The 26,492-nt window shown below is 71.9% G+C and carries 31 protein-coding genes; 15 read left to right on the top strand and 16 right to left on the bottom strand.

Translation table 11 applies throughout. From position 1 onward, the window contains the following. The 4 genes from IE182_RS27870 to IE182_RS27855 form a co-directional block, all read right to left on the bottom strand. Positions 1–1,029 (bottom strand): ABC transporter substrate-binding protein, encoded by a 1,029-nt coding sequence (locus tag IE182_RS27870; protein WP_190112729.1) that lies wholly within the window; start codon positions 1,027–1,029, stop codon positions 1–3. Positions 1,030–1,037: 8 nt separating this feature from the next. Further along, on the bottom strand, positions 1,038–1,805 hold the full coding sequence (locus IE182_RS27865; RefSeq protein ID WP_190112728.1) for an ABC transporter ATP-binding protein: 768 nt from the start codon (positions 1,803–1,805) through the stop codon (positions 1,038–1,040). After that, on the bottom strand, positions 1,805–2,902 hold the full coding sequence (locus IE182_RS27860; protein WP_190112765.1) for a FecCD family ABC transporter permease: 1,098 nt from the start codon (positions 2,900–2,902) through the stop codon (positions 1,805–1,807). Before IE182_RS27860 ends, IE182_RS27865 begins: the two co-directional genes overlap by 1 nt. 245 nt (positions 2,903–3,147) lie before the next feature. Continuing rightward, on the bottom strand, positions 3,148–3,747 hold the full coding sequence (locus IE182_RS27855) for a heme-binding beta-barrel domain-containing protein (protein ID WP_190112727.1): 600 nt from the start codon (positions 3,745–3,747) through the stop codon (positions 3,148–3,150). Positions 3,748–3,993: 246 nt separating this feature from the next. Here IE182_RS27855 and IE182_RS27850 point away from each other — a divergent pair, with 246 nt between their 5' ends. Next, positions 3,994–4,359: a DsrE family protein gene (locus tag IE182_RS27850; protein ID WP_190112726.1), complete on the top strand. Its 366-nt coding sequence runs from the start codon at positions 3,994–3,996 to the stop codon at positions 4,357–4,359. Positions 4,360–4,379: 20 nt separating this feature from the next. Here the strand turns inward: IE182_RS27850 and IE182_RS27845 are convergent, their stop codons facing one another. The 7 genes from IE182_RS27845 to IE182_RS27820 form a co-directional block, all read right to left on the bottom strand. After that, positions 4,380–4,700 (bottom strand): DUF3099 domain-containing protein, encoded by a 321-nt coding sequence (locus IE182_RS27845; RefSeq protein WP_190112764.1) that lies wholly within the window; start codon positions 4,698–4,700, stop codon positions 4,380–4,382. Positions 4,701–4,780: 80 nt separating this feature from the next. Continuing rightward, a complete protein-coding gene (locus IE182_RS27840; protein ID WP_190112725.1) occupies positions 4,781–5,068 on the bottom strand; it encodes a DUF1416 domain-containing protein in 288 nt (95 codons plus the stop codon). A 25-nt stretch (positions 5,069–5,093) separates the two neighbouring features. Beyond that, positions 5,094–5,936 (bottom strand): sulfurtransferase, encoded by an 843-nt coding sequence (locus IE182_RS27835; RefSeq protein WP_190112724.1) that lies wholly within the window; start codon positions 5,934–5,936, stop codon positions 5,094–5,096. A 156-nt stretch (positions 5,937–6,092) separates the two neighbouring features. After that, the gene (locus IE182_RS32880; RefSeq protein ID WP_359364022.1) at positions 6,093–6,173 is read right to left on the bottom strand and encodes a putative leader peptide; all 81 of its coding nucleotides are present in this window, start codon (positions 6,171–6,173) and stop codon (positions 6,093–6,095) included. 242 nt (positions 6,174–6,415) lie between these two features. Next, entirely contained in the window at positions 6,416–7,114 is a 699-nt protein-coding gene (locus tag IE182_RS27830) for an LmeA family phospholipid-binding protein (RefSeq protein WP_190112723.1), read from the bottom strand. Positions 7,115–7,292: 178 nt separating this feature from the next. Further along, positions 7,293–8,561, bottom strand: coding sequence for a hypothetical protein (locus IE182_RS27825; protein WP_190112722.1), 1,269 nt, complete (start codon positions 8,559–8,561; stop codon positions 7,293–7,295). A 10-nt stretch (positions 8,562–8,571) separates the two neighbouring features. After that, the gene (locus IE182_RS27820; protein ID WP_190112763.1) at positions 8,572–8,859 is read right to left on the bottom strand and encodes a MoaD/ThiS family protein; all 288 of its coding nucleotides are present in this window, start codon (positions 8,857–8,859) and stop codon (positions 8,572–8,574) included. Between the two features lie 166 nt (positions 8,860–9,025). On the opposite strand from IE182_RS27820, the gene IE182_RS27815 reads away from it, so the two are divergent. The 9 genes from IE182_RS27815 (at position 9,026) to IE182_RS27775 (ending at position 19,643) form a co-directional block, all read left to right on the top strand. Next, positions 9,026–10,759 (top strand): ABC transporter ATP-binding protein, encoded by a 1,734-nt coding sequence (locus IE182_RS27815; protein WP_190112721.1) that lies wholly within the window; start codon positions 9,026–9,028, stop codon positions 10,757–10,759. Between the two features lie 83 nt (positions 10,760–10,842). After that, positions 10,843–12,747, top strand: a complete 1,905-nt coding sequence (locus IE182_RS27810) for an ABC transporter ATP-binding protein (protein ID WP_190112762.1) — start codon at positions 10,843–10,845, stop codon at positions 12,745–12,747. Between the two features lie 482 nt (positions 12,748–13,229). After that, entirely contained in the window at positions 13,230–14,030 is an 801-nt protein-coding gene (locus IE182_RS27805; protein ID WP_190112720.1) for a response regulator transcription factor, read from the top strand. A gap of 24 nt (positions 14,031–14,054) precedes the next feature. Then, positions 14,055–15,080, top strand: coding sequence for a LacI family DNA-binding transcriptional regulator (locus IE182_RS27800; RefSeq protein WP_190112719.1), 1,026 nt, complete (start codon positions 14,055–14,057; stop codon positions 15,078–15,080). Between the two features lie 286 nt (positions 15,081–15,366). Next, entirely contained in the window at positions 15,367–15,792 is a 426-nt protein-coding gene (locus tag IE182_RS27795; protein WP_190112718.1) for a hypothetical protein, read from the top strand. A 29-nt stretch (positions 15,793–15,821) separates the two neighbouring features. After that, the gene (locus IE182_RS27790; RefSeq protein ID WP_190112717.1) at positions 15,822–16,229 is read left to right on the top strand and encodes a hypothetical protein; all 408 of its coding nucleotides are present in this window, start codon (positions 15,822–15,824) and stop codon (positions 16,227–16,229) included. Positions 16,230–16,419: 190 nt separating this feature from the next. Next, positions 16,420–17,424, top strand: a complete 1,005-nt coding sequence (locus IE182_RS27785) for a trypsin-like peptidase domain-containing protein (protein ID WP_190112716.1) — start codon at positions 16,420–16,422, stop codon at positions 17,422–17,424. 72 nt (positions 17,425–17,496) lie between these two features. Then, positions 17,497–18,246, top strand: a complete 750-nt coding sequence (locus IE182_RS27780; protein WP_190112715.1) for a response regulator transcription factor — start codon at positions 17,497–17,499, stop codon at positions 18,244–18,246. Continuing rightward, a complete protein-coding gene (locus IE182_RS27775) occupies positions 18,243–19,643 on the top strand; it encodes a sensor histidine kinase (RefSeq protein WP_190112714.1) in 1,401 nt (466 codons plus the stop codon). The genes IE182_RS27780 and IE182_RS27775 overlap by 4 nt, the downstream gene beginning before the upstream one ends. Positions 19,644–19,674: 31 nt before the next feature. Here IE182_RS27775 and IE182_RS27770 read toward each other — a convergent pair whose 3' ends face one another. After that, positions 19,675–20,985: an LmeA family phospholipid-binding protein gene (locus tag IE182_RS27770; protein WP_190112713.1), complete on the bottom strand. Its 1,311-nt coding sequence runs from the start codon at positions 20,983–20,985 to the stop codon at positions 19,675–19,677. Between the two features lie 293 nt (positions 20,986–21,278). Beyond that, positions 21,279–21,764, bottom strand: a complete 486-nt coding sequence (locus tag IE182_RS27765) for an ATP-binding protein (RefSeq protein ID WP_190112712.1) — start codon at positions 21,762–21,764, stop codon at positions 21,279–21,281. 226 nt (positions 21,765–21,990) lie between these two features. Here IE182_RS27765 and IE182_RS27760 point away from each other — a divergent pair, with 226 nt between their 5' ends. From IE182_RS27760 to IE182_RS27740, 4 genes are read left to right on the top strand one after another with little or no spacing between them, the layout of a single operon-like run. Further along, complete coding sequence (locus IE182_RS27760; protein ID WP_190112711.1) at positions 21,991–22,845, top strand: helix-turn-helix domain-containing protein; 855 nt, start codon at positions 21,991–21,993, stop codon at positions 22,843–22,845. A 19-nt stretch (positions 22,846–22,864) separates the two neighbouring features. Then, positions 22,865–23,056, top strand: coding sequence for a DUF397 domain-containing protein (locus IE182_RS27755; protein WP_190112710.1), 192 nt, complete (start codon positions 22,865–22,867; stop codon positions 23,054–23,056). Then, a complete protein-coding gene (locus IE182_RS32670; RefSeq protein ID WP_308432174.1) occupies positions 23,050–23,424 on the top strand; it encodes a DUF397 domain-containing protein in 375 nt (124 codons plus the stop codon). Before IE182_RS27755 ends, IE182_RS32670 begins: the two co-directional genes overlap by 7 nt. Then, positions 23,421–23,615: a DUF397 domain-containing protein gene (locus IE182_RS27740; RefSeq protein WP_190112709.1), complete on the top strand. Its 195-nt coding sequence runs from the start codon at positions 23,421–23,423 to the stop codon at positions 23,613–23,615. The genes IE182_RS32670 and IE182_RS27740 overlap by 4 nt, the downstream gene beginning before the upstream one ends. 36 nt (positions 23,616–23,651) lie before the next feature. On the opposite strand, the gene IE182_RS27735 is transcribed toward IE182_RS27740, so the two are convergent. After that, complete coding sequence (locus tag IE182_RS27735; protein WP_190112708.1) at positions 23,652–24,170, bottom strand: hypothetical protein; 519 nt, start codon at positions 24,168–24,170, stop codon at positions 23,652–23,654. Here IE182_RS27735 and IE182_RS27730 point away from each other — a divergent pair. Continuing rightward, positions 24,090–25,178, top strand: coding sequence for a GNAT family N-acetyltransferase (locus IE182_RS27730; protein WP_373303628.1), 1,089 nt, complete (start codon positions 24,090–24,092; stop codon positions 25,176–25,178). The genes IE182_RS27735 and IE182_RS27730 overlap by 81 nt on opposite strands. Here the strand turns inward: IE182_RS27730 and IE182_RS27725 are convergent. Next, complete coding sequence (locus tag IE182_RS27725) at positions 25,172–25,708, bottom strand: hypothetical protein (RefSeq protein WP_190112706.1); 537 nt, start codon at positions 25,706–25,708, stop codon at positions 25,172–25,174. The two genes, IE182_RS27730 and IE182_RS27725, sit on opposite strands and share 7 nt — an antisense overlap. 80 nt (positions 25,709–25,788) lie before the next feature. After that, complete coding sequence (locus IE182_RS27720) at positions 25,789–26,304, bottom strand: GNAT family N-acetyltransferase (RefSeq protein WP_190112705.1); 516 nt, start codon at positions 26,302–26,304, stop codon at positions 25,789–25,791. Positions 26,305–26,492 lie beyond the last annotated feature (188 nt).

Here is a 26,492-nt window from a genome sequence, read left to right as displayed (position 1 = left end):
TCAGCGCTCGCGTACCCCCTTCAGGTACGCGGCCAGGGCGGCGATCGCCGCGGGGTTGCGGGGACTCTCGACGAGATCGACGTAGTCGAGGACGAAGACGCGGTCGTTCTTGACGGCGGACACGTTCGCGAGCGGCGGGTAGGACATGAGGAACTTCTTCTTCTCCTCCGCGCCGACCTCCCCGTAGTTGTTGATGACGATGACCTCGGGGTCGCGGTCGACGACGGTCTCCCAGCCGACCGTCACCCACGAGTCCTTCAGGTCCTTCATCACGTGGTCGCCGCCGGCCTTGGTGATGATGTCGTGCGGTCCGGCGAAGGCCCCGGCGGTCAGCGGCTTGTCCTTGCCGTCGTCGTAGAGGAAGACGCGGGGCGCCCGGCCGTCCCCGGGAACCTGCGCCTGCGCGTCGGCGACGCGCTTCTTGAAGCCCTCGACGAGCTTCGCCGCCCGGTCCTCGACGTCGAAGACCTTCCCCAGCGTCTCCAGGTCGGTGTAGAGCGCCTCCAGCGGCGGCATGACGCCCCGCGCCTTGCTCGTGGTCCCGTTGTGGCAGGACTCGGTGAGGACGTACGAGCCGACGCCGAGCTTCTTGAGGGCCTCGGGCGTGAAGCCGTTGCCCTCGCCGAAGCCGTAGTTCCAGCCCGCGAAGACGAGGTCCGCCTTCGCGTCCAGCACCAGCTCCTTGTTGATCTCCTTCTTGGACAGCCACTTCACCTTGCCGTAGCCGCTCTTCCACGGTGCTTCGCCCTTGTCGTCCCGGCTGGAGCGGTAGTCCGGCGCCACATAGCCGGCCATGCGGTCCTCCAGGCCGAGCGCGAACATGATCTCGGCGATGCCGACGTCGTTGGTCACCACCCGCTGCGGCGCCTTGTCGTACGTCGTCCGCACGCCGCAGTTCTCGATGGTCACGGGGTAGTGGCCGCCGGCGGCCTTGCTCTCTTTGCCGTCGGGGGCGTCCGAAACCTTCGCACCGCACCCCGTGAGGGTGAGCGCGGCGAGCAGGGCGGTGACGGTGCGGGCGGTGCGCATGGGAGTCCTTACGGCAGGCGGTCGAAGAGGAGTTGCGGGGCGCCGGAGGCCGGGTGCGGCACGCGGTGCGCGCGGACGCCGAAGACCTCGGCGAGCAGACCGGCGGTCAGCACCGCGTGCGGCGGGCCGGACGCGACGATGCGGCCGCCCGCGATGACGTACAGCTCGTCGCAGTGGGTGGCGGCGAGGTTGAGGTCGTGCAGGGCGGCGAGCACCGTCAGCCCCGAGCCGCGCACCAGCGCGAGGACCTCCAGCTGCTGGGCGATGTCCAGGTGGTTCGTGGGCTCGTCCAGCACCAGCACCTGCGGCTGCTGGGCCAGCGCCCGGGCGATGAGCACCCGCTGCTTCTCGCCCCCCGACAGGGTCAGGAAGCCCCGCCCGGCCAGGTGCGCCGCGCCCACCTGCTCCAGCGCCGCCGCACAGACCCCGGTGTCCTCCGCCGTGACCCGCCCGGCCGCACCCCGGTGCGGCAGCCGGCCCATGGCCACGACCTCGGCGACGGTGAAGTCGAACTCGCTGGAGGACTCCTGGGGCAGCGCCGCCAGCCGGCGGGCCCCCTCGCGCGCACCGAGGGCGTGCAGGTCGTCCCCGTCCAGCAGGACCCGTCCCGCGGCCGGCCGCAGGGCGCGGTAGACACAGCGCAGCAGCGTGGACTTGCCGCTGCCGTTGGGGCCCACGAGCCCCACGACCTGCCCGCTGCCGGCCCGCAGGCCGATGTCCTCGACCAGCCGCGCCCCGGCGATCTCCACCGACAGGCCCTCGACGTCCACCCGCATCAGGCACCCCCGAAGACGTAGCCGCGCCGCCGCATCAGCAGCACGAAGCACGGCACGCCGATGAGCGCCGTGATCACCCCGACCGGCAGCTCCACCGGCGCCAGCAGCAGCCGGGAGACGAGGTCCACCCACAGCAGCAGCACCGCGCCCAGCAGCGGCGCCACGGCCAGCACCCGGCGGTGGTCGGCGCCGACGAGCATGCGGGTGACGTGCGGGACCATCAGCCCCACGAAGCCGATCGCGCCGCTGACGGCGACCACGGCCCCGGTCACGGCGGCCGTGACGAGGAACAGCCCCTTGCGCAGCCGCTCGGCGTCCACGCCCAGCGCGGCGGCGGTCTCGTCGCCCATGGCGAGCGCGTTCAGGCTGCGGGCCGACCACAGCAGGTAGCCGATCCCGGCCAGGACGACGGCGGCGGCGATCGGCACCGACGACCAGGTGGCGCCGCCCAGGCTGCCGAGCAGCCACATCATCGCCGAGCGGCCGGCCTCGCCCCGGTCGGCGCTGAAGACCATGAGCGTGGTGACGGCGGAGAAGCCGTAGTACATGGCGCTGCCGGTCAGCACCAGCCGCAGCGGCGTCAGCCCGTGCGGGGTGCGGGCCGCCGCGTACACGAGCACCATGGCGACGAGCGCGGAGCAGAAGGCGGCGCTGGACAGCGCCCACACCCCCAGCGAGCCGAACGCCCCGAAGAGCAGCACGGCGTTCGCGCCGACGGCGGCGCCGGAGGAGATGCCGAGGGTGAAGGGATCGGCGAGCGCGTTGCGCACCATGGCCTGCGCGCCCACCCCGAGGGCGGACAGCCCCGCCCCGACGACGGCGGCCAGCAGGGCGCGCGGGAAGCGCAGCTCCCAGATGATCGTGTACGCGGAGAGCTCGTCCGGGCCGATCGTCCCGCCGCTCAGCCCCGCCCACAGGTAGCGCAGGGCCCCGCCCCAGCCGGCCCCGGACGCACCGAGCGCGGTGCAGCACAGCAGCGACAGCAGCAGGGCGACGGACAGGCCGGCCAGCAGGGGCGGCAGGGGAAGCCGTCGCGACGGCGACCGCCCCGACGGTCCGGGCGCGCCGGGCGCGGGGCCCGTCGCCGGTCGGCTCACGGCCGGGAAGTCTGTCGCCACGGGGGTACGCCTTCGGCTCGGGCCGTGGCGCGCGCGGGTGCACGTACGCGTCGGGCGTACGTGCCGGTGCCCTCTCGCAGTCCACGGCGAGTCGTGCAGGAGCGGTACGCCGCCGCGGGTGATCGGGCTTGTGAAGGCCCCCCGAGGGGGCCTTCACCTACCGTTGCGGGTCAGCGCCGGACTCTCACCGGACTTCCCCCGCGGGGCGCGAAAGTGCTGTCAGCTCAGGGCTGCTCGGGGTGGTACGGCGTGCCGTCCTCGCGGAAGAACGAGACGCCGTCCGGCAGGTCCTCGGGGAGGTTGCGCGCCCACGTCTCCAGGTCCTGGGGGACCTTCTTGAGCTGCGCCGACATGTACGGCCGCAGCGGCACCTCGGGGGTCGCCTTCTCGCCGACCCACATCAGGTCGCCCTTGACGTAGCCGTACAGGCGCTTGCCGCCGGAGTACGGGCCGGAGGCGGCCGTCCGGGCGACGGCGTCCGTGGCGATGTCGATCTGCGGCTTCTTGTCGGCCAGCTCGCCGTACCAGACCTCGACGACGCCGGAGTCGCGGATCATGACGACCTCGACCTGGCGGTTCTCGTCGACGCGCCAGTAACCGGATTCGGTCTCCAGCGGCTTGACCGGCTTGCCGTCGGCGTCCAGCACCCAGGAGTGCGAGACGTACTCCAGGAAGTCCCGGCCGTCATGGGTGAAGACGACTTCCTGCCCGAAGTTGCACTTCTCGGCACCGGGGAAGTCGGCGACGCCCGCGCCCTCCCACTTGCCGAGGAGGAAGACCAGGGGCACGAGGCTGGGGTGAAGGTCGGACGGAATCTCGATCATGAGCTCAGGCGATCTGTAGAGGGTGCGAACGAATGGGTCAGCGCTGGCCCTGGTACAGCTTCTTCCAGGTCAGGCCCGCGAAGGCGAGAACGCCTACGGCGACCAGGACGAGCAGGGTGGTGAAGACTGCCTCAAGCACGAGCGCGCTCCTCGGTCGGTGGTGAGGGTGTTACGTGTACGGACCGGGCACGAGTCTAGTCGGCCGTCCCGCGGGTGGCGCTGTGAGGTGGATCTAGCATGGCGCGTATGGCGAAGAAGCTCGTGATCAAGGTGACGGCGGGCGCGGACGCGCCCGAGCGGTGCTCGCAGGCGTTCACGGTGGCGGCGGTTGCCGCGGCCAGTGGCGTCGAGGTGTCGCTGTGGCTGACCGGGGAGTCGTCGTGGTTCGCGCTGCCGGGACGGGCGGCGGAGTTCGAGCTGCCGCACGCGGCGCCGCTGCCGGACCTCATCGAGGGGATCCGGGCGGCCGGCGGGATGATCACGGTGTGCACGCAGTGCGCGGCGCGCCGGGACATCGAGGAGAAGGACCTGATCGAGGGCGCGCGCATCGCGGGTGCGCAGGTCTTCGTCAGCGAGGCCATGGCGGACGGCGTGCAGGCGCTCGTCTACTGACCCATCCATCCGGACACGCCCTACGGGTCGCGGGGCTCCCGGTGGTCCCACGACCCGGGGCGGCGCTTGCCGTCCAGCTCGTCCCACCACTCGTCCGACTTCGGGTCGCCCGACGGATCGTCCCACCAGCGGTCGTCGGGCCCGCGGCGGTTGGCGACGACGGCCGCGACCGGCGGGATGACCATGGCGAACAGGCACATGCCGACCGCCGCCGGGACCGACCACAGGCGCACCACGGCCCACGCCAGGACGAACATGCCGATGCAGGTGCCCATCATGGCGAAGTAGAGATGGCGTCGCCGCGCGTACACAGTTTCACGGTACGACCGGAACGCGGTCAGCGCGAAGGGCCGTACCCCCCAGCAAGGCGTCCAACCCCGGGGTACGGCCCTCCGGCCGTTCTGTTGTCCGACGCCTGGCGTCAGACGGCGATGGCGACGTCCGCCAGCGCGCCCTTCTGTGCGACGACCTTGCGGTCGGCGCTGCCGCCCGGCACGAGCGCGCGCAGCGTCCACGTGCCCTCGGCGGCGTAGAAGCGGAACTGCCCGGTCGCGGACGTGGGCACCTCGGCGGTGAACTCGCCGGTCGAGTCCAGCAGCCGCACGTAGCCGGCCACGGGCTCGCCGTTGCGGGTCACGTAGCCCTGGATGGTGGTCTCACCGGGCTTGGCGGTCGAGGCGTCGGGGCCGCCGGCCTTTGCTCCACACATGTGCGTTCCTTTCGTTGCCGTCGGCTCAGTTGGCGCCGAGTTCGATCGGCACGCCGACGAGCGAGCCGTACTCGGTCCAGGAGCCGTCGTAGTTGCGGACGTTCTGCTGGCCGAGCAGCTCGTGCAGCACGAACCAGGTGTGCGCGGAGCGCTCGCCGATGCGGCAGTAGGCGATGGTGTCCTTGCCCAGGTCCACGCCGGCGCCCTCGTAGAGCTCCTTGAGCTCGCCGTCGGACTTGAACGTGCCGTCGTCGTTGGCCGACTTCGACCAGGGGATGTTGCGGGCGGTCGGCACGTGGCCGGGGCGCTGCGACTGCTCCTGCGGCAGGTGCGCGGGGGCGAGCAGCTTGCCGCTGAACTCGTCGGGGGAGCGCACGTCGATCAGGTTGAGCGAGCCGATGGCGGCCACGACGTCGTCGCGGAAGGCGCGGATCGAGGCGTCCTGCGGCGTGGCGGTGTACGTGGTGCGGGCGCGCTTCGGCACCTCGGCGACGAGGTCGCGGGAGTCGAGCTCCCACTTCTTGCGGCCGCCGTCGAGGAGACGCACGTCCTGGTGGCCGTAGAGCTTGAAGTACCAGTAGGCGTACGCCGCGAACCAGTTGTTGTTGCCGCCGTAGAGGACGACGGTGTCGTCGTTGGCGATGCCCTTCGCGGACAGCAGCTCCTCGAAGCCGGCCTGGTCGACGAAGTCGCGGCGGACCGGGTCCTGGAGGTCGGACTTCCAGTCGATGCGGATCGCGGTCTTGATGTGGTTCTTGTCGTACGCGGAGGTGTCCTCGTCGACCTCGACGATGACGGTCTTGGGGTCGGCTGCGTCGATGCGGGCCTGGACCCAGTCGGCGTCCACCAGGACGTCACTGCGGCTCATGCTGTTCTCCTCCGGGGCAGGTGCGGAAATGCGCCAGCGTGTGCGGATGCGGCGCGGCCGGCGTCCTGTCGTCAGGGCGTGCCGCGCGGCGGGGGGAGCGGTGGTGCGGGGAGGCGGCCGGAAGACGGCCGAAGGGGGAGCCGGATGCGGTCCCCGTCAGGCATGGCGACACAGCATGGCGGCCACGCGGCACAGGTCCACTGCCCGCCGCTTGGTGAGATCCGCCTGTCGCTTCATAGGGGCGATCGTAGGGAGGGACGGGGAGCCCTGTCACCAGGACGCCGAATAGTGAGACAAGTTGTCTCGAAAAATGAGATGAGCGGCGTGATCATTGCGCCCCGGACCCCCGCCGGGGGCCCGCACGGCCCCGCGGCCGCCCGCGCGGACTGCCGTACGGACGTGCGCGTCTCGTAGCGTGGGACGGATGCGGGGAGGGGGCGGGCGCCGGGGCGGGCGCGGGACGGGCGTGGGGCGGCCGCTCAGCCGGCCAGGTTGACGTCGGTGCCGGTCAGCGTGATGTCGACGCCGGTCGGCGTCGCGACGACCTTGTCGAGCTTGATGCCCTTGGGCAGGCCCGCGATCTGCCGGTCGAAGTCCGTCTTCTCGCGGATCTTCTTCTCCAGGCCCGGGATGCCCTGGGTCGGGACCTCCTCGGCGCGCACCCGGATGGTGGTGCCGTCCACCACGGTCACCGTGGAGATGACGCTGCGCTCGACCGGCTGGCCCATGACCGACACCTTGCCGGTGACCTTGACCTGGCCGGGGCCCTGGCCCGCATGGGCGACGGAGACGTTGGGATCGCCGGCGGCCTTGGTGAGCTCCTCGTAGGAGAGGTGGGCGGTGCCCGTGGCCCGGCCCGCGACGGCGGAGGAGAAGCTGCTGTCGATGCGGACGTCGTGCAGCTGGGCGTCGAAGCTGCTGACCTTGACCGAGCGGTCGCCCGCACCGGCGGTGACGCCGTCGAGCTTGACGTCGACCTCGTCCAGCTTGGAGGAGGCGACCTGGGTCAGGAAGGGGAAGCCCTTGATCGAGACGTCGGGGGTGCCGGAGAGGCCCTGGCTGCTGCGGATCTTCTCCGCGGCCTGGTTCTCGGCGTAGTAGACCGCCGCCCGGTCCGCGGCCACGAAGAGGGCCCCCAGGATCACGGCGACGATCAGGAGCGTGCGTATGGCGCGCATCGGCTGTCGAACCCCCAGCTGCTAGGTCGGGCCGGTCCGGCCTCGGTCGGATCAGGCCCCCTGGCCTGCTTCTCCGTGAGCCTAACCGGCCCGGCCCGGCCCACACCCGGGTGGGCTGTAACCGATTTGTAACCGATGTGCCGCCCCGGCACCGTTCGTGCCGGGGCGGCGGCGTTCGTCAGCCCAGCGCGCGCCCGAGCACGTAGACGGCCGGGGCGGCGAGCGCCAGCGGCAGGGCCACGCCCGCGGTCATGTGGACGAACCGGGACGGGTAGTCGTAGCTCGCCACCCGCAGGCCCACCAGCGCACAGACGCCGGCCGCGAGGCCCAGCAGCGCGGCCGCGCCGCCCATGTCCGTCAGCTGGCCGCCCGCGACGCCCGCGCCGGCCGCCGCGATCACGGCGACGACGGGGGCGGCGACCGACGGCAGCGGCAGGGCCCGCGCCAGCACGGCCGCGGCCACGCCGAGCGCGCCGACCACGACCGCGTCGGGGTCCGCCGCGAGGTGGCCGCCCGCCATGACCGCCAGCGCCGCGGAGGCGGTGGCCGCCGTCAGCCCGTACAGCCGCTCGTCGGGCGAGGCGTGGCTGCGCAGCTGCAGGACGACGACCAGCAGAATCCATACGCCCAGCGTGCCCAGCATGACGGTGGGCGCCTTGTCGGCGCCCGCGGCCAGCAGCGCGACGTCGGCGACCACGCCGCCGAGGAACGCCAGCGCGATGCCCTGCCGGGCCGGCCACATGCCGTTCAGCCGGAACCAGCCGGCCGCGGTGACCGCCTGCAGCAGCACCACGGGCACGGCCAGCGCGGGCCGCGCCAGCGGCGCCGCGCCCGCCAGCAGCAGCGCCAGCCCCGCGGTGATCAGCGCCGGGAGCATCCCGGGCGAGACGATCTGCGGCCGGCCCTCGGCCTTCGCCTTCTCGGCGGCGGTCATCGGCCGCCCGGCCTCCGCCGGCACCGCTGCCGCCGGCACCCCGGCCTCCGGCCGCACGTCCGGCAGCCGGTCGTCCGCGAAGGACACCTGCGCCGCGGGCACCGCGGCGGGGGCGGCCGCGTGCGGCGCCTGGTGCTGCTGCCGGCCCCCGGCGCCGCCCTCGCCCTGCCACGGCGTCCCGTAGGCCGGCTCGGCGGCCGGTGCAGGGGCAGGCTGCTGCTGCCAGCCGCGGGCGTCCCAGGACTGGGTCTGCCAGGTCTGGGTCACCGGCTCGTCCTGCGCCGGGTAGTCGTGCTGCGGCCAGGCCGCGGGAACCTGCGGCTGCTGTTGCTGCTGCGCGGAGTGCGGGGCGGGCGCCTGCTGGTCGTACGGGTAGGCGTACGCCTGCTGGTCCGGCGCGTCCTGCGGCGCGGTCCGCGGCTCGTACGGGGCGTACGGCTCGTACGGCCGGTGCGGCTCGTAGGGCCCGTCGTACGGCTGCTCGTATGGATTGTGGTGGTGCTGATCGCTCATGCTGCCGGGGTCACCCTCCTGCGAAGGGCGGGAGCACCTCGACCGTGCCGCCCTCGGCCAGTTGGACCGTCGAGTGGTCGCGTGTGCCGACGGGGTCGCCGTCCACGAGGAACGAGCAGCGCGCGAGCACGCGCGCGAACTCGGGCTCGTCCTCGTGCCGTCGCCGGGCCGTGGCCAGCGCGTCCGCGAGCGTCCGCGCCGTGTACGGCTCCTCGGCCGTGCCGGCGGCGGCCTTCGCCGCGGCCCAGTACCGGATCGTGCCGGCCGGAGGTTCCGGCGGGCCCGGCTGTGCCGGCAGCTGTGCCGGCCGTGCCGGTCGTGCCGGGTGTGTCGTCGCCACGGCGACCCCTTCAGTTTCTTGCCGGTGTCTTACCGCCCCCCATGATGACGGGTGCCGGGCCGGGCGCCGTCCACAGCCGGTAAAGGAGGGGCCGTGTGGAGGGGTGCTCGCATAGGCTTCCTGTGTGTTGGTACGACTTCTCCGGGCTCATTTGCGGCCCCATTCCCGAGCCATCGCGGTGGTCGTGCTCCTGCAGCTCGTGCAGACGCTCGCGACGCTCTATCTGCCCACCCTCAATGCGGACATCATCGACAAAGGCGTCGTCAAGGGCGACGCCGGCTACATCCTGACCACCGGCGGGCTGATGCTCGCCGTGACCCTCCTGCAGGTCCTGTGTGCCGTCGGCGCGGTGTACTACGGCGCCCGCACGGCCATGGCGGTCGGCCGGGACCTGCGCGGCGCGGTCTTCGACCGCGTGCAGTCCTTCTCGTCGCGCGAGATGGGGCACTTCGGCGCGCCCTCGCTGATCACCCGTACCACCAATGACGTCCAGCAGGTCCAGATGCTGACCCTGATGACGTTCACGCTCATGGTGTCCGCGCCCATCATGTGCGTCGGCGGCATCGTGATGGCGCTCAACCAGGACGTCCCGCTGTCCGCGCTGCTGCTGGCCATCGTCCCCGCGCTGGGCCTGATCGTGACGCTGATCGTCTGGCGCATGCGGCCGCTGTTCCGGGGGGTGCAGGAGCGCATCGACACCGTGAACCGGGTGCTGCGCGAGCAGATCACCGGCATCCGCGTCATCCGCGCCTTCGTCCGGGACACGCACGAGCGGAAACGATTCCGGGCCGCCAACGACGACTTGATGGACGTCTCGCTGCGGGCCGGCCGGCTGATGTCGCTGATGTTCCCGTCCGTGATGCTGGTCGTGAACGTCTCGTCCGTCGCCGTCGTGTGGTTCGGCGGCCACCGCATCGACGGCGGGGGGATGCAGATCGGCGCGCTGACGGCGTTCCTCAGCTACCTGATGCAGATCCTCATGGCCATCATGATGGCCACCTTCATGTTCATGATGGTGCCGCGCGCCGAGGTCTGCGCCGAGCGCATCCAGGAGGTGCTGGCCACCGAGTCCAGCGTGGTGCTCCCGGCGGCGCCGGTCACCGAGCTGGGCCGGCGCGGCCATCTGGAGCTGCGCTCGGTGGAGTTCGGCTACCCGGGCGCCGAGGAGCCGGTCCTGCGGGACGTCTCGCTCGTCGCGCGCCCCGGTGAGACCACGGCCGTCATCGGCTCCACGGGCAGCGGCAAGTCGACGCTGCTGGGCCTGGTCCCACGCCTGTTCGACGCCACCGGCGGCACGGTCCTCGTCGACGGCGTGGACGTGCGCGACCTCGACCCGGTCACCATGGCCGAGGCCGTCGGGCTCGTACCGCAGAAGCCCTACCTCTTCTCCGGGACCGTCGCCTCGAACCTGCGCTACGGGCGGCCCGACGCCAGCGACGACGAGCTGTGGCAGGCGCTGGAGACCGCGCAGGCCCGCGAGTTCGTCCAGGCGATGGAGGGCGGCCTGGACGCGCCCATCGCCCAGGGCGGCTCCAACGTCTCCGGCGGCCAGCGCCAGCGCCTGGCGATCGCCCGCGCCCTGGTGCGCAAGCCGGAGATCTACCTGTTCGACGACTCCTTCTCCGCACTCGACTACGCCACCGACGCCCGGCTGCGGGCGGCGCTGGCGCGCGAGACGGGCGACGCGACGGTCCTCATCGTCGCCCAGCGCGTGTCGACCATCCGGGACGCCGACCGCATCGTGGTCCTCGACGAGGGCCGGGTCGTCGGATCGGGCACCCACACCGAACTGATGGGGACGAACGAGACCTACCGGGAGATCGTGCTCTCCCAGCTCACCGAGGAGGAGGCGGCGTGACGTCCCCCGCGAAGCCCGGCGGCCCGGCCGCCGGGACCGAACGGCGCAGAGGCCCGGCGCCCGCCGCCGGCATCGGCCGCTTCATGGGCGGCCAGCCCACCGAGAAGTCCATGGACTTCGGCGGGTCCAGCCGCCGCCTGCTGGCGCAGCTGCGCCCCGAGCGGGCCGTCGTCGGCGTCGCCCTGCTGCTCGGCGTCGCCAGCGTGGCGCTGAGCGTCATAGGCCCGAAGATCCTGGGCCGCGCCACCGACCTGATCTTCGCCGGCGTCGTCGGGCAGCAGCTGCCCGCCGGCACCACGAAGGCCGAGGCCTTGGCGCACCTGCGCGAGAAGGGCGACGGCCGGATCGCCGACGTCCTGTCCGGCGTCGACTTCACGCCCGGTCAGGGCATCGACTTCGACGCGGTCGGCACGGTCCTGCTGTGGGTGCTGCTGATCTACGTCGGCGCGTCGCTGTTCATGTTCGTCCAGGCCCGCATCGCCACCAACGTCGTCCAGCGGGCCGTCTTCCGGATGCGCGAGGACGTGGAGGCGAAGCTCGGACGACTGCCGCTGAGCTACTTCGACAAGCAGCAGCGCGGCGAGGTCCTCTCCCGCGCCACGAACGACATCGACAACATCGCCCAGACGCTGCAGCAGACCCTGGGCCAGATCATGGCCTCGGTGCTGACCATCGTCGGCGTGCTGGCGATGATGTTCTGGATCTCCTGGCTGCTGGCCCTGGTCGCACTGATCACCGTGCCGGTCTCGGTCGTCGTCGCGACGAAGGTGGGCAAGCGCGCCCAGCCGCAGTTCGTCGCGCAGTGGAAGTCCACCGGCCGGCTCAACGCCCACATCGAGGAGATGTACACCGGCCACTCGCTGGTGAAGGTCTTCGGCCGGCAGAAGGAGTCTGCCGAGACGTTCCGCAAGGAGAACGAGGAGCTGTACGTCGCCGGCTTCAAGGCGCAGTTCATCTCCGGCCTGATCCAGCCCGCGATGATGTTCATCGGCAACCTCAACTACGTGCTCGTCGCCGTGGTCGGCGGTCTGCGGGTGGCCAGCGGCTCGCTGTCGATCGGTGACGTGCAGGCGTTCGTCCAGTACTCGCGCCAGTTCAGCCAGCCGCTCACCCAGGTGGCGTCCATGGCCAACCTGGTGCAGTCCGGCGTCGCCTCCGCCGAGCGGGTCTTCGAGCTGCTCGACGCCGAGGAGCAGTCCCCGGACGCGGCCGACGCGCCGCGGCCCGAGCGGGTGAGCGGCCACGTGTCCTTCGAGAAGGTCTCGTTCCGCTACGAGCCGGACAAGCCGCTCATCGAGGATCTGTCCCTGACGGTGCGGCCCGGCCAGACCGTCGCCATCGTCGGCCCCACCGGCGCGGGCAAGACCACCCTGGTCAACCTGCTCATGCGGTTCTACGAGACGCACGGCGGCCGCATCACCCTCGACGGCACCGACATCGCGGCCATGTCCCGGGAGGATCTGCGCTCCCACATCGGCATGGTGCTCCAGGACACCTGGCTCTTCGGCGGCACCATCGCCGACAACATCGCCTACGGGGCCCCGGCGGGCACGTCCATGGACAAGATCGTCGAGGCGGCGAAGGCCACGCACGTGGACCGCTTCGTGCGCACCCTGCCGGACGGCTACGACACCGTCATCGACGAGGAGGGGGGCAACGTCAGCGTCGGCGAGAAGCAGCTGATCACCATTGCCCGCGCCTTCCTCGCCGAGCCCCAGATCCTCGTCCTCGACGAGGCCACCAGCTCCGTCGACACCCGGACGGAGGTGCTCATCCAGCACGCCATGGGGCAGCTGCGCACGGGCCGCACCAGCTTCGTGATCGCCCACCGCCTCTCCACCATCCGGGACGCCGACGTCATCCTCGTGATGGAGGCCGGCCGGATCGTCGAGCAGGGCGACCACGAGTCGCTGCTGGCCGCGGACGGCGCGTACGCCCGGCTGTACGCGGCACAGTTCGCGCAGCCGGTGGCCGTGGAGGAGGCGTGACGGTGCGGAACGGGCGTCCGGACGGGCGGCCGAACGGGCAGGCATAGCGGCCGGACGCCGGGGTACGTGCGCTCCCACGCGTGCCCCGGTGCGCCCCCCGTGCTGCGTCGCGCCGCCCGGGCGGGCGCCGGGGGCGGCAGACTGGACCGTAAAAGGTGCTGCGCGGCCCCCGGCCGTACGCCGTCCGCTGTCAAGGGTGCGGCCCGATGACCACTCGAAGTGACCGACGAAACACAAGCTCGTGCAAAATCGTCCGCCGCTGGGAAAGTCATCTGGGTTATTCTGCTCGGCAGAGAGGATCCGGGCAGAGTGGCCCCCGGGTCCTTTTGTGCATTCGGACGACGAGCAGTGCCCCACCGTCCTCGCAGGGACCGAGGAGGAACCGACGCAATGGGCGAGCGAAGCGCACGAGAGAAGACCGAGAGCCGGACGAGGCGTATGAGCAGGACGAGGCGGCCGGCGGCCGGCGCGGGAGGCAGCCGATGAGTTCCCTGCTGCTCCTGACCAATGCCCTCCAGCCGTCGACCGAGGTGCTGCCCGCGCTCGGTCTGCTGCTGCACAGCGTGCGCGTCGCCCCCGCCGAGGGCCCGGCCCTCGTGGACACCCCCGGGGCCGACGTCATACTGATCGACGGCCGCCGTGACCTGCCCCACGTCCGCAGCCTGTGCCAGCTGTTGCGCTCCACCGGCCCCGGCTGCCCGCTGCTCCTCGTCGTCACCGAGGGCGGCCTCGCCGCCGTCACCGCCGACTGGGGCGTGGACGACGTCCTGCTCGACACCGCCGGCCCGGCCGAGGTCGAGGCCCGGCTGCGGCTGGCCATGGGCCGCCAGCAGATCTCCATGGACGACAGCCCCATGGAGATCCGCACCGGCGACCTCTCCGTCGACGAGGCGACCTACAGCGCCAAGCTCAAGGGCCGGGTCCTGGACCTGACCTTCAAGGAGTTCGAGCTGCTGAAGTACCTCGCCCAGCACCCCGGCCGCGTCTTCACCCGGGCCCAGCTGCTCCAGGAGGTCTGGGGCTACGACTACTTCGGCGGCACCCGCACCGTGGACGTCCACGTGCGGCGGCTGCGCGCCAAGCTCGGCCCCGAGCACGAGTCCCTCATCGGCACCGTCCGCAACGTCGGCTACCGCTTCGTGCTGCCGGAGAAGCCGGAGAAGAGCGAACGCCCGGCGGAGGAGACCAAGGCCAAGGAGGCGGCGGAGCCGTCCGGCAAGCGCTCACGGAAGGAGCAGCCGCACGCCGTCGAAGCCGATGCAGCACGCCCGGTGAAACGGTAGGTGGACCCGCGTAGACTGCCGCGCGTGGCCAAGGTGACGCGGGACGATGTGGCGAGGCTTGCGGGGACGTCGACCGCGGTCGTCAGCTACGTCATCAACAATGGACCGCGCCCGGTGGCACCGGCGACGCGGGAGCGAGTGCTGGCCGCGATCAAGGAGCTGGGGTACCGGCCCGACCGGGTCGCCCAGGCGATGGCGTCACGACGGACGGACCTCATAGGTCTGATCGTCCCGGACGCGCGCCAGCCCTTCTTCGCGGAGATGGCGCACGCGGTCGAGCAGGCCGCGGCCGAGCGCGGGAAGATGGTCCTCGTCGGGAACTCCGACTACCTCGACGAGCGCGAAGTGCACTACCTGCGCGCTTTCCTGGGCATGCGGGTCTCCGGCCTCATCCTGATCAGTCAGGGCCCGAGCGAGACCGCCGCGACGGAGATCGACGCCTGGGACGCCCGCGTCGTGCTGATGCACCGCAGGCCCGACGCCATCGACGACGTGGCCGTCGTCACGGACGACGTGGGCGGCGCCCAGCTCGCCACCCGCCACCTCCTGGAGCACGGCCACCCCTACGTGGCCTGCCTCGGCGGCACGGAGGAGACGCCGGTCATAGGGGACCCGGTCACCGACCACGTCGAGGGCTGGCGGCGCGCCATGCGCGAGGCCGGCAAGTCCATCGAGGGCCGGCTCTTCCCGGCGCCGTACAACCGCTACGACGCCTACAAGGTCGCCCTGGAGCTGCTCGCCGGCCCCAACCGCCCCCCGGCCCTGATGTGCGCGACGGACGACCAGGCCATCGGCGTCCTGCGCGCCGCCCGCGAGCTGCGCATCGACGTGCCGGGCGAGCTGGCCGTGGCCGCCTTCGACGACGTCAAGGAGGCGGCCCTGACGGACCCGCCCCTGACGACGGTCGCCTCGGACCGCCAGGCGATGGCCCGCTCGGCCGTGGACCTCGTCCTGGACGAGGGCCTGCGCGTCGCCGGCTCGCGCCGCGAGCGCCTGAAGCAGTTCCCCTCCCGCCTGGTGGTCCGCCGCTCCTGCGGCTGCGGAGGCTGACACCACCGCTCCCCGGGGCTCCGCCCGCCCCTCGCCCCGCACTGCCCGGGCCTGTACGGAATTTGGACGTCCGCCGCCGGGCCGGACTGATCAACTGTTTGCACCCTCCGTGGTGGCGCTCACATGAAGCGTCGCGCAGCCTGCCTGACCTGCGTCGTCGGGCGCGCCGACGCTCCCGGCAGGTACCTGCCAGAGTGATCGATTGACGTGTGTCGGCCCCGGCCGCTGGGCTCTTCGGGTAACCGGTCCCCCCGACCGGCAACCGACGAGACGAGGGAACACCACCATGCGTTCACGCAAGCTCGCCTACGGCGCCGCCGCTCTGGGCTCCGCCGCTCTCCTCTGCCTTTCGCAGCAGTCCGCGTCGGCCGCCACGCCCGTCGCATGGTCGGCACAGTACGGCGGGGCCTCCGCCTCCGGCACGCGCTGGCTGGAGTCGGCCGGCACCGGCACCCAGCTGAAGATCCAGGGCGAGGTCAAGAACACCGACAGCGGCTGTTACTCGGTCTGGACCACCTGGCACTACGACTTCACGACTCTGCCGTCGCAGAAGCTCGCGTCCCTCTGCGGCCCCGGCACGAAGTCGTTCACCGGTTCCCAGCGGTACAACATGCTCACGACCGGCTCGCTCGCCGTCTGCAAGGGCGACGACATGAAGGACTGCGGCCCGTCGGTCACCATGACCAGCTGGCCGGTCAAGAGCGCCCGCTGACGCAACCGACGAGACGAGGGAACGCCGCCATGCGTTTACCCAAGCTTGCCTACGGGGCCGCCGCGCTGGGCTCCGCCGCTCTCCTGTGCCTCACGCAGCAGTCCGCGTCGGCCGCCACCCCGGTCGCGTGGTCGGCGCAGTACGGCGGGGCCTCCGCCTCCGGCACGCGCTGGACGGAGGGCGACAGCATGCACCCTTCGCTGAAGATCCAGGGTGAGGTCAAGAACGCCGACAGCGGATGCTATTCGGTGTGGGTCACTTGGAATTTCGACATGACGCCGTGGGGGGTGAAGAAGGTCGCGTCCCTGTGCGGTCCTGGGACGAAGGCGTTCACTGACAGCGAGCGCATCCTCAGCCCAGGCGACTCAGGGCGGCTCGCCATCTGCAGAGGCGACGAGAGGAAGGAGTGCGGGACGCCGGTCCACGTGATGGGCTGACCGGTCACGCCGACCCGCGGGCCCCGGGCCGGGAGTCCGGCATGCGGGCGGAGGGCTGCTCCCTCCGCCCGGGCCGGCAGGCGGGCGGAGGTAGTCGGGCCGTCCTTCTTACACGGACCGAACGCGCTTCTGCACCCGTTCTCAGTGCGTCCTCAGACTGTTCTCATCTGTACGGAGCACAGTCATAGACATGACGGAGACTCCCCGCCCGGCCGGCGGCCCCCAGGACCCTGCCCACTATCCGGCGCCCCCGGCCTACTCGCCGTACGCCCACTTCGAGGAGCAGGCCCCGGCGGCACCCCCGAGCCACCGTGCCGAGCGCCCGCGCGGGCGGCGCCCGGCCGCGCTGCTCGCCGCGTGCGCCCTCGTCGCCGCCCTCGTCGGCGGCGGCTCCGCCGCCCTGGTCGGCGAGCTGACCAACGGCAAGCACGACACCTCCCAGGGCACCCCGGTGCAGAACGTCTCCACCAAGGGCACCGGCGTCGCGGCGGTGGCGGGGGCGGTCAGCCCCAGCGTCGTGGAGATCAAGGCGGCGACCTCCTCGGGCCAGTCCACCGGCTCCGGCGTGATCATCACGGCCGACGGCGAGGTCGTCACCAACAACCACGTCGTCGCCGGCTCCGACACCGTCCAGGTCGCGCTGAGTGACGGCACCACCAAGACCGCCAAGGTCGTCGGCACCGACCCCGGCAAGGACCTCGCCCTCATCAAGATCCAGGGCGCCAAGGGCCTGAAGGCCGCCGCCCTCGGCGACTCCGGCAAGGTCAGGGTCGGCGACCAGGTCGTCGCCATCGGCTCGCCCGAGGGCCTCACCGGCACCGTCACCAGCGGCATCGTCTCCGCCCTCAACCGCGACGTGACCGTCTCCAAGGAACAGGGCCGCGGCCAGCAGCAGCGCGGCGTCCCGCAGTGGCCGTTCGAGTTCGGCGGCAACCAGTACAACGGCGACACGGGCTCGTCCAAGACCACGTACAAGGCCCTCCAGACCGACGCCTCGCTCAACCCCGGCAACTCCGGCGGTGCGCTCATCAACATGAGCGGCCAGATCATCGGCATCAACTCGGCCATGTACGCGGCCGGTTCGGGCGGCGGTTCGGGGGACTCGGCCGGCAGCGTCGGCCTCGGCTTCGCCATCCCCGTCGACACCGTCAAGGCCGACCTCGCCAAGCTGCGGGCCGGCGGCAGTGACAGCTGACGGGCCCGCCCGGCCCGCCGTGCGAGGCTGAGAGGGCCCACCGCCACCGATGCACCCCCGTGAGGTAAGACGATGAGCCCCGCCGAGCACGGCGACCAGCCCGCCCGCATCCTGATCGTGGACGACGAGCCCGCCGTCCGCGAGGCGCTGCGCCGCAGCCTCGCCTTCGAGGGGTACGACACCGAGCTGGCCGTCGACGGGCTGGACGCGCTCGGCAAGGTCGGCTCGTACGACCCCGAGCTGATCGTCCTCGACGTGCTGATGCCCCGCATGGACGGCCTCACCGCCGCCCGGCGGCTGCGCGCCTCCGGCGTGACCGTACCGATCCTCATGCTGACCGCCCGCGACACCGTCGGCGACCGGGTGACCGGCCTCGACGCCGGCGCGGACGACTACCTCGTCAAGCCCTTCGAGCTGGACGAGCTGCTGGCCCGCCTGCGCGCCCTGCTGCGCCGCAGCTCCTACACGACCGCGGCCACGACCGCCCCGGCCGACGACCGGACCCTGTCCTACGGCGACCTGCGCATGGACCTCGCGACGCGCGAGGTGACGCGCGGCGCGCGCCGTGTGGAGCTGACGCGCACGGAGTTCACCCTGCTGGAGCTGTTCATGGCCCACCCGCGCCAGGTGCTGACGAGGGAGCAGATCCTCAAGTCCGTCTGGGGCTTCGACTTCGAGCCGTCGTCCAACTCCCTGGACGTGTACGTGATGTACCTGCGCCGCAAGACCGAGGCGGGCGGCGAGCCGCGCCTGGTGCACACGGTGCGCGGCGTCGGCTACGTCCTGCGGGCCGGCGACGGGACGGGCGGCGGCACCGAATGATCAGCAGATACCGCAGGCTGCCGCTGCGCTCGCGGCTGGCGCTGCTGACGGCCGCGGCCGTCGCGGTGGCGGTCGCGGTGGCGGCGGGCGCGTGCTGGTTCGTCACCAAGCAGCAGCTGGGCCACCAGCGGGACACGACCCTGACCAGCCAGCGCGTCGACGACCGTTCGGTGCAGGGCCTCGTGCAGACCTGCGGCACCAACCCCTCCGGCCTGCCGCCCGCCCCCGGTTCGTACACCATCCAGGTCGTCACGGCCGGCGGCCTGGTGTGCACCACTCCCGGCAAGTCCCCCATCAGGGTGACCGAGGACGACGTGGCGGTCGCGACGGGCCGCGCGGACGAGGTGCTGCACGACAGCCGGGCGGCGGACGGGCAGGAGATGCGCGTCGCGACGTACCGCAGCGAGCGGCTGCCGAACACGGCCGTGTCCATCGCCCAGCCCGTCAGCGAGGTCGACAAGCCCCTCAACGCGCTCGCGCTGGTCCTGGTGATCACCGCCGGGATCGGGGTGCTGGGCGCGGCGACCGCCGGCCTGTGGATCGCGCGGGCGGCACTGCGGCCGGTGGACCGGCTGACGGGTGCCGTCGAGCACATCGCCCGCACCGAGGACCTGGCGGTGCGCATCCCCGTGGAGGGCGACGACGAGATCGCCCGCCTGTCGCGCTCGTTCAACTCGATGACCGCCGCGCTCGCCTCCTCGCGCGACCGGCAGCAGCAGCTCATCGCCGACGCGGGCCACGAGCTGCGCACCCCGCTGACCTCGCTGCGCACCAACATCGACCTGCTGGTGCGCAGCGAGGAGACGGGCCGGGCGATCCCGCCGGAGGACCGCAGGGAGCTGCTGGCGAGCGTGCGGGCGCAGATGGCCGAGCTGGCGGCGCTCATCGGCGACCTGCAGGAGCTCTCCCGCCCCGACGGTCCCGTCGGCGGCGGCCCGCTGCAGGTGATCGCGCTGCACGAGGCCGTGGAACGGGCGGTGGGGCGCGCGCGGCTGCGGGCCGCCGGAGCGGGCCTGTCGATCGATGCCGAGATCGACCCCTGGTACGTGCGGGCCGAGCCGGCCGCCCTGGAGCGGGCGGTGGTGAACCTGCTCGACAACGCCGTGAAGTTCAGCCCTGCGGGTGGTGTGATCGAGGTCCGTCTGGTGAAGGGCGAACTGACCGTCCGGGACCACGGGCCGGGCATCCCGGCCGATGAACTGCCGCACGTCTTCGACCGTTTCTGGCGTTCGCCGACGGCGCGCAGCCTGCCGGGCAGCGGGCTGGGCCTGTCGATCGTCGCCCACACCGTCCAGCAGGCGGGTGGCGAGGTGGCCCTGCAGGCGGCGGAGGGCGGCGGCACGGTGGCCGCGGTCCGCCTGCCGGGGGCGGCGACCCAGCCGCCGCCCCTCTCCTGACGGCTCTCTCTCGACCGCTGTCTTCCGACCGCTATCTCTTGACCGTTCCGGGCAGGGACAGACCGGCGGCGGTCAGCTCCACCCGGATGCCGTCCCGCTGGACCGTGACCTCGCGCAGGTGCAGGTCCTCGGCCTGCGGGGGGAGGCGGAAGGAGAGCGCCAGCCGGTCGGTGAGGTCGGGCGGCTGCAGGTGGGTGAGGGCCGTGAGCACCGCGGGGTCGATGCCGAGCCGCTGCAGCAGCCAGGGGTGTTCGGTGACGACGTCGACGAGGTTGATGCGCGTCAGCGCCTCGACGAACCGGGGCGAGCCGGTGAGCTCGCGCAGCCGGTCCTCGCTGCGGAGGGCAGCGTCGAGCCCGTCCGCGTCCACCCCGAGCCGGGCGGCGACGGCCGGCACGGAGAACAGGGCCTTCGCGCGTTCGGCGTCGCGGCTGATGCGGCCGGCCGCCTCGGGGTGCAGAGTGAGGCTCCGGCCGGTGTGTGCGTCGCCGGGCCGGTAGGTGGCGACGCGGGGGATGTCCAGGCTGACGCCGTCGACCTCCGTGGACAGCGCGCGGTCGCCGTCGCGGCGCAGCCGCGCCTGTGCGCGCAGCTGCAGCTCCTGCCCGGCGACGGGCAGTCGGCCCTCGGCGCCGATGGCGTTGCCGCCGCGGTCGCTGAACCGTATCTGCGAGGCGCCCAGTTCCCGGCGCATGTCCTCGAAGGACAGCAGAACGTTCCCGTCGAGGTCCCCGACGACGGCACCGCGGATGCCGTCCGTCAGGCTGCCGTCGAGCCGCACGTCACGGGCGCTCGCCCGCACCTTCGCCAGCGACACGCGGTCGGCGGCGACGTCGGGGACGGTGACGTCGACCTGCTGCAGCCGCTTGGTGAGCACCTGCGTGAGGAACGGGAACCCGTGGATGTCCACCTGCGGCTCCGCCTCCAGGTGCAGCGCCTGCTGCAGCTCGTGCTGGGCCTTCTTCTCGGCGTACATGGCGGCGCAGCGGTCGGCGAGGACGAGGAAGGCGGCGGCGGAGAGGAGGAGGAACAGCCAGGTGGCGGCGCGCCGGTAGGTGCGGAGGGGGCTGGGGGGCCGGCGGCGGGTGCGCGGGCCGCGGTTGCCGCGGCGGCGGCCGGGACGAGGGGGTCGGCGGGGGCGGCGGTGGTCGGGCGGGGCCCAGGGGGTTGTGTCGTCGACGGGGGTGGCGCCGGCGGGTATGAGGGGCGGCTCGTCGGGCTCCTGACTGCCGGGCCCGTGGTCATGCGGGTGGTCGTGCGGGCGGGGCGCCGGGTCCGCGAGTGACGCGAGTTCGTCGTAGGGGTTGGGGGGACGGGGATGTATGCGTGTGGGGGTGCGCATCGCCCCATCCCACCATGCGTGCCGCCCCCGGGCGCAAGGGCTTCCCCGAGGACCCGACGAATTCCTGACGCGCGCTTCGAACGGGAGTCTTAGCACCAATACGCGCACGGGACGGGACGGTTTTCGGACGTTGTGCAGGGTCCGCGCACGGTGGCCGGGTCGGCGCCCTAGCGTTGACCGCATGAAACGCACTCGGGGGAGTCGCGACGATCACGCGACGTGTGTACCGGCAGGTGAACGAACGGGGGGAAGGGGCGGTTCGCAGCACCGCCCCTTCGACTCCTGCGCCTTCTTCACGCCGCCATGTGGAGGGCCCGGCGCCCCGATTCACGGTTGAGCTCGCACCACAGCAGCTTCCCGGTCACGCCGGGGAACTCCTCGCCGACGGACCAGCTGCCCCAGCTGGCGGCGCACTGCCGCACGATGAGCAGACCGGTGTCGGGGCTGTTCGCGACGTCCACGTCGCTGCCGGGCTTGCGCCGGGGGAGACGTGCGGGGCGGTCGAACGGGGCGGGAATCTCAGGCGACTTGTCCCAGAGGCTGATGCGCACCCTGTCGGCGGCCACTTGCTTGAGCCGTACCTCGGCGGGGCCGTCGGTGCTCAGGTAGGAGCTGGTGACGAGCTCGCTCGCGATGAGCGTGGTGACGTCGGCGAGTTCGTCCATGCCGTGGTTTTCCAGCATGCCGCGCAGGGTGATGCGCGCGACGCGCGCGGAGCGCGGGTCATGCGGAAGGGTGAGCGAGTAGGACCAGCGGTTCTCCGGCGATACGGTTGCCATGTGTGGCTCCTTACGGGGAGGTTGTCGCGTTGCCGCGCGGTGTCATTGCCGGCCCTGGGCAGGGCGGTGCGCTTCCGCGGATGCGGCAGGGCCGCGGTGGGAGTGGCCTGGTTCTGACCGTAGGGCCGCCGCTCGTATAGCTAACAGTGGTTCTCTCGTAGAGCTACGAATTACCGCTCGTGTGGGTGACAGAGCCGCGCGCGGGGGCGGCCCTACAGTGGGCGCCATGCCACCGAGCCCTCCCCCAACACTGAGGCAGCGCCGCCTGGGCGCGGAGCTGCGCAAGCTCCGCGAGCGCGCCGGACTCTCGTCAACTGCGGCAGCCGCGAGGTTCGGCTTCCAGCAGGCGCGCATGAGCATGATCGAAGCGGGCCGCCACGCGGTGAGCGCGGACCGGGTGCGGGCGATGGCCCGCAGCTACTCGTGCACGGACGACAAGCTCATCGACGCCCTGGCCGACATGACGGGCGGGCGCACGCGTGGCTGGTGGGACGAGTATCGGGAGCACTTGCCCGCTGGATTCGCCGACCTGGCCGAGGTGGAGCACCACGCCTGTGGGATCCACGCGTGCCTGGTGATCCACATTCCGGGCCTCCTCCAGACGCTCGATCACGCTCGTGCCGTGTTCCTGGATGCTGCGCCGCCGCTGCGTGCCTATGAGGTGGAGCACCGGCTGTCACACCGCATGAAGAGGCAGGCGGTCCTCCACCGCAGCAACCCTCTTCCGTACACCGCAGTCATTCACGAGGCCGCATTGCGCATGGAGTTCGGTGGCATGTCCACGGTCCGAGCGCAGCTCCAGCACCTCATCGAGATGAGCGAGATGGACAACATCACCATCCGGGTTGTCCCGTTCGCTGGAGGCGGTACGTTTCCTGGCACGGGCCAGTCGTTCGACTATGCCTTCGGGCCCGTGCCACAGCTCGATACGGTTCAGCTCGATGTTGCTCCCGGCTGCCAGTTCGCCGATGCTGATGCCGAGTTGGCCAAGTACAGGGCCGTCGCAGACCGGATGGAGGCCGCCTCGCTCGACCCGATCGCGTCGCGGGACTTCATCCACGGCCTTTTGCGCGGTGTGTGAAGAGGTGAGAAGTGTGGTCATGCGCCAGTGGCAGAAGTCTTCCTTCAGTGCTGATGCGGGCAACTGCATCAACGTCGCGGTTGCGCGCAACGGAACGATTCGCTTGCGCGAGAGCGACGATCCGGGCACGGTCTTGGCCGTCACGCCTGCGGCGTTACGCGCCCTGATGGCGGCCGCGAAGGCCGAGCTGATACCCAGAGGCGGGTGGTGACGTTGACCGACTGGCAGCAGTCGTCCTACTGCGGCGATTCATCGAACTGCCTCAACGTCGCCGCCGCAGGCAACGGCGCCGTCCACCTCCGCGAAAGCGATGACCCGGGCACGGTCTTGGCCATTCGGCCCGCGGCGTTGCGCGCCCTGATGGCGGCTGCCCAGGCGGATCTGTTGCCCATCTGGTGGCAGAAGTCTTCGTACAGCCACGAAGGGGCGAACTGCGTCAACGTAGCTGTTGCAGATGACGGGTCCGTCCGCCTGCGCGAGAGCGATGACCCGGGCACGGTCTTGACCGTTGCACCCACGGCCCTACGTGCCATGATCGCTGCCGCCAAGGCCGAACTGGTACCGGCGGGCAGGCGGTGACGTTGGCCGTGTGGCAGAAGTCGAGCTACTGCAGTGAAGGCAACGCGTGCCTCAACGTCGCCGCCGCAGGCAACGGCACCGTCCGCCTCCGCGAGAGCGAAGCCCCCGGCGCCGTCCTCACCCTCAAGCGCGCCGCGCTGCACGGCCTGATACGGGCCCTCAAAGCAGAGGGCAACCGCAACAGGCCGTAGCAGCGAGGTCAAGCGGCCAACGGCCAAAGGCCAAGGTCAGGCGCCCTCCACCGTCAGGTGGTACGTCGTGTCGACCCAGAAGCCACCCGTCGTCCGCGCCTTGATCTCCAGGACGTACTGGCCCGGGGCCAGCGGGGCCAGCCCCGCCCACAGGCCCCACGCGACACGGCGACGGCCAAGGGCGCGGAACGGCTGGGACGTGAAGACCTCAAGCGGCAGCTCCAGGCCGTTGAGGAAGGCCCGCGCCTCGTCGACCTCCATGATCATGGGGTCCTTCTTGAACCACGTCACGGGGCGCTGCGTGTTGAAGACCGGGAAGAACACCGGCTGCCCTGCCGGTATCGAACAGCGGCGCACCACGCGCCCGCCGTACGTGCCGGCGAGGAACCACAGGTCGTCCGGCTGCTCCCAGTCGGCGAACTCGCCGGTCTTGTCCCGGACGGGGCTCTCGTCGTCGGGCGCCGAGAGGGCCCACTGCCACCAGCGTGCGGCGAGGGCGCCGCCCTCCTTCGGGCTCAGCTTCCACACGCTGCCGCTCGGCACCGTCTCGCTCACGTACACCACTCCTTCGTCGCACGCCCCTCTCACCAGGGCCTTCGGCTGAACGAGCGGACTTTACCCGCACCCCTCCACCGGCCCGGCAGGGGTTGCGGGCGGCCGAATCGGCACGAAGACTCGCGGAAGGGGCAGAACGGGAGAAGTGGCATGGACGTCAGGCTGCGACCGGGAACGCCCGAGGACGCCGAGGCGTGCGGGCGGATCTGCTACGAAGCGTTCCGCCACATCACGGCCGAGCACGCCTTCCCCGTCGACTTCCCGGACGCGGAGACGGCGACCAGTGCAGTGTCAGCAATGCTCAGCCACCCCGGCTTCTACTCGGTGGTCGCCGAGCAGGACGGCAGGGTCGTGGCCAGCAACTTCCTGGACGAGCGCTCACAGGTTGCGGGCGTGGGCCCGATCACCGTCGACCCCGGCCTGCAGGAGCGCGGTGTGGGGCGGGCGCTGATGCTGGACGTGATGCGTCGCGCCGAGGACCGCGGCTTTCCCGGCGTGCGGCTGCTGCAGGCGGGCTACAACACGGGCTCGCTCTCCCTGTACGCCAAACTCGGCTTCGAGGTGCGCGACGTGCTCGCCTGCATGCAGGGCACTCCGCCCGGCGGTGAGATCCCGGGCCACCGCGTGCGGCCGGCCACCGGGGAGGACGCCGACGCCTGCAACGCCCTGTGCCGGCGGGTCCACGGGCACGACCGGGCGGGGGAGCTGGCCGACGCCATCGGCCAGGGCACCGCGCTGGTGGCCGAGCATGCGGGACGCATCAGCGGCTACGCCACCGACCTCGCCTTCTTCGCCCATGCGGTCGGCGAGGGCAACGAGGACGTCAAGGCGCTGATCTCGGCGGCCCGGGCCTTCGCCGGTACCGGCATCCTCGTGCCGATGATGAACGCGGACCTCTTCCGGTGGTGCCTGGGGCAGGGGCTGCGCGTGCAGGCGACCTTCACCCTCATGACCACCGGTCTCCACGGCCCGCCCCAAGGGGCCTATCTGCCCTCGATCCTCTACTGAGTGGCCGCGACCGGGCCGTGGCAGCGGCGACGGTAGTACGCCCAGGTCATGGCCAGCACCATCGGGCCCCAGAGGAGGAACAGGCCACTGACGACGTTCGCCAGGAGCCGCCACCATCCGTTGTCGTACGGGACGGTGGCGAAGCCACCGATCTCGAACACGGACAGCAGGTCTTCGACCAGCAGGCCGACGAACAGCAGACCCGCGACGGTCGCCGGCACGATCACCAGCATCGGGGGGATCCGCCGGCCCCCGGCGAACGGCACCCACTGCGGCACCGTCTCGCCCCACCACCGCACCAGCCCGAGACAGGCGAGCGCGAACGCCTCCGACAGCACGCTGAGCGCGAAGACGTACACGGTGAACCACAGCGAGTCCGGCTGGGGGTCGTTGCTGTTCATGCCCATCTGGAAGCCGAAGCCGATGGGCAGCCGCCACAGGCACACCGGCAGTCCGACGAGGGGCATGAGGTGGGCCAGGCGTTCCGCCCAGGCGGGGACGGGCTGCTCGGTGCGCTTGATCGTCGCCATGGGGACATCGTCGCGGACGGGGTGCGGCGTGTGGATCATGCTCGGGTATGACGGGCTCCGCCGCGCGGCGGAGGCGGCCGTCAGACCAGCCGCTTCTCCAGCCAGGCGACGTCCCAGTAGGAGTCGAACTTCCGGCCCACGCCCTCGAACACACCCACCGGGCGGAAGCCGAAGCGTTCGTGCAGGCGCATGGAAGCGGCGTTGGGCTGGGTGACGCCGGCGTAGGCGCGGTGGACGTCCTCGCCGGCCAGGGCGTCGAAGAGGGCGCCGTACAGGAGGGCGCCGAGGCCGCGGCCCGTGGCGTGCGGGGCGAGGTAGACGCTGGTCTCCACCGACGTCTCGTACGCCTGTTTGTCGCGGAAGGGGCCGCTGGAGGCGTAGCCGAGCACCGTGCCGGCCTCCTCGGCCACGAGCAGCCGGTGCCGGCCCGTGGCGGGGCGGGCTTCGAGCCAGGCGCGCCGTGCGTCGGCCGTCACGGGCTCGATGTCGAAGGTGATCGGAGTGTGGACCACGTAGTGGTTGTAGATCTCGGTGAGCTCGCCCAGATCGCCGGCCGCCGCCGGCCGGATCCGCACCCCCGCTGTGCTGTCGCGCATCGGCACTCCCTTCCTGCTGGCCGGGAGGCTAACCCGCCCACCGGCCGCCCGGCGGCTGCGCCCGCATGCTGGGACGCCGGGCGAGCCGAGCCGGTGCGCCCGCGTCGTCACAGGCTGCGGGCGGTGATGTTGCCGTAGGCGGTGGTTGCGTGGATGGTCAGGTGGGGGGTGGGGCCGTCGGTGTTGTT

Source organism: Streptomyces cinnamoneus (assembly GCF_014650495.1).
In the GTDB taxonomy this organism is placed as follows: domain Bacteria; phylum Actinomycetota; class Actinomycetes; order Streptomycetales; family Streptomycetaceae; genus Streptomyces; species Streptomyces cinnamoneus.
The sequence above is the reverse complement of the archived record's forward strand: the minus strand, read 5'-3'. Positions and strand labels throughout refer to the sequence as shown.

What these genes read in the sequence shown, in the direction of transcription:
- IE182_RS27810 (WP_190112762.1), top strand. Translation starts at nt 10,843, where the DNA reads ATGGGCGGCCAGCCCACCGAGAAGTCCATGGACTTCGGCGGGTCCAGC.
- IE182_RS27720 (WP_190112705.1), bottom strand. Translation starts at nt 26,304, where the DNA reads ATGCGCGACAGCACAGCGGGGGTGCGGATCCGGCCGGCGGCGGCCGGC.
- IE182_RS27870 (WP_190112729.1), bottom strand. Translation starts at nt 1,029, where the DNA reads ATGCGCACCGCCCGCACCGTCACCGCCCTGCTCGCCGCGCTCACCCTC.
- IE182_RS27725 (WP_190112706.1), bottom strand. Translation starts at nt 25,708, where the DNA reads ATGGCGACGATCAAGCGCACCGAGCAGCCCGTCCCCGCCTGGGCGGAA.
- IE182_RS27775 (WP_190112714.1), top strand. Translation starts at nt 18,243, where the DNA reads ATGATCAGCAGATACCGCAGGCTGCCGCTGCGCTCGCGGCTGGCGCTG.
- IE182_RS27795 (WP_190112718.1), top strand. Translation starts at nt 15,367, where the DNA reads ATGCGTTCACGCAAGCTCGCCTACGGCGCCGCCGCTCTGGGCTCCGCC.
- IE182_RS27785 (WP_190112716.1), top strand. Translation starts at nt 16,420, where the DNA reads ATGACGGAGACTCCCCGCCCGGCCGGCGGCCCCCAGGACCCTGCCCAC.
- IE182_RS27770 (WP_190112713.1), bottom strand. Translation starts at nt 20,985, where the DNA reads ATGCGCACCCCCACACGCATACATCCCCGTCCCCCCAACCCCTACGAC.
- IE182_RS27755 (WP_190112710.1), top strand. Translation starts at nt 22,865, where the DNA reads ATGCGCCAGTGGCAGAAGTCTTCCTTCAGTGCTGATGCGGGCAACTGC.
- IE182_RS27780 (WP_190112715.1), top strand. Translation starts at nt 17,497, where the DNA reads ATGAGCCCCGCCGAGCACGGCGACCAGCCCGCCCGCATCCTGATCGTG.
- IE182_RS27865 (WP_190112728.1), bottom strand. Translation starts at nt 1,805, where the DNA reads ATGCGGGTGGACGTCGAGGGCCTGTCGGTGGAGATCGCCGGGGCGCGG.
- IE182_RS27855 (WP_190112727.1), bottom strand. Translation starts at nt 3,747, where the DNA reads ATGATCGAGATTCCGTCCGACCTTCACCCCAGCCTCGTGCCCCTGGTC.
- IE182_RS27840 (WP_190112725.1), bottom strand. Translation starts at nt 5,068, where the DNA reads ATGTGTGGAGCAAAGGCCGGCGGCCCCGACGCCTCGACCGCCAAGCCC.
- IE182_RS32880 (WP_359364022.1), bottom strand. Translation starts at nt 6,173, where the DNA reads ATGAAGCGACAGGCGGATCTCACCAAGCGGCGGGCAGTGGACCTGTGC.
- IE182_RS27790 (WP_190112717.1), top strand. Translation starts at nt 15,822, where the DNA reads ATGCGTTTACCCAAGCTTGCCTACGGGGCCGCCGCGCTGGGCTCCGCC.
- IE182_RS27850 (WP_190112726.1), top strand. Translation starts at nt 3,994, where the DNA reads ATGGCGAAGAAGCTCGTGATCAAGGTGACGGCGGGCGCGGACGCGCCC.
- IE182_RS27760 (WP_190112711.1), top strand. Translation starts at nt 21,991, where the DNA reads ATGCCACCGAGCCCTCCCCCAACACTGAGGCAGCGCCGCCTGGGCGCG.
- IE182_RS27805 (WP_190112720.1), top strand. Translation starts at nt 13,230, where the DNA reads ATGAGTTCCCTGCTGCTCCTGACCAATGCCCTCCAGCCGTCGACCGAG.
- IE182_RS27835 (WP_190112724.1), bottom strand. Translation starts at nt 5,936, where the DNA reads ATGAGCCGCAGTGACGTCCTGGTGGACGCCGACTGGGTCCAGGCCCGC.
- IE182_RS27830 (WP_190112723.1), bottom strand. Translation starts at nt 7,114, where the DNA reads ATGCGCGCCATACGCACGCTCCTGATCGTCGCCGTGATCCTGGGGGCC.
- IE182_RS27765 (WP_190112712.1), bottom strand. Translation starts at nt 21,764, where the DNA reads ATGGCAACCGTATCGCCGGAGAACCGCTGGTCCTACTCGCTCACCCTT.
- IE182_RS27825 (WP_190112722.1), bottom strand. Translation starts at nt 8,561, where the DNA reads ATGAGCGATCAGCACCACCACAATCCATACGAGCAGCCGTACGACGGG.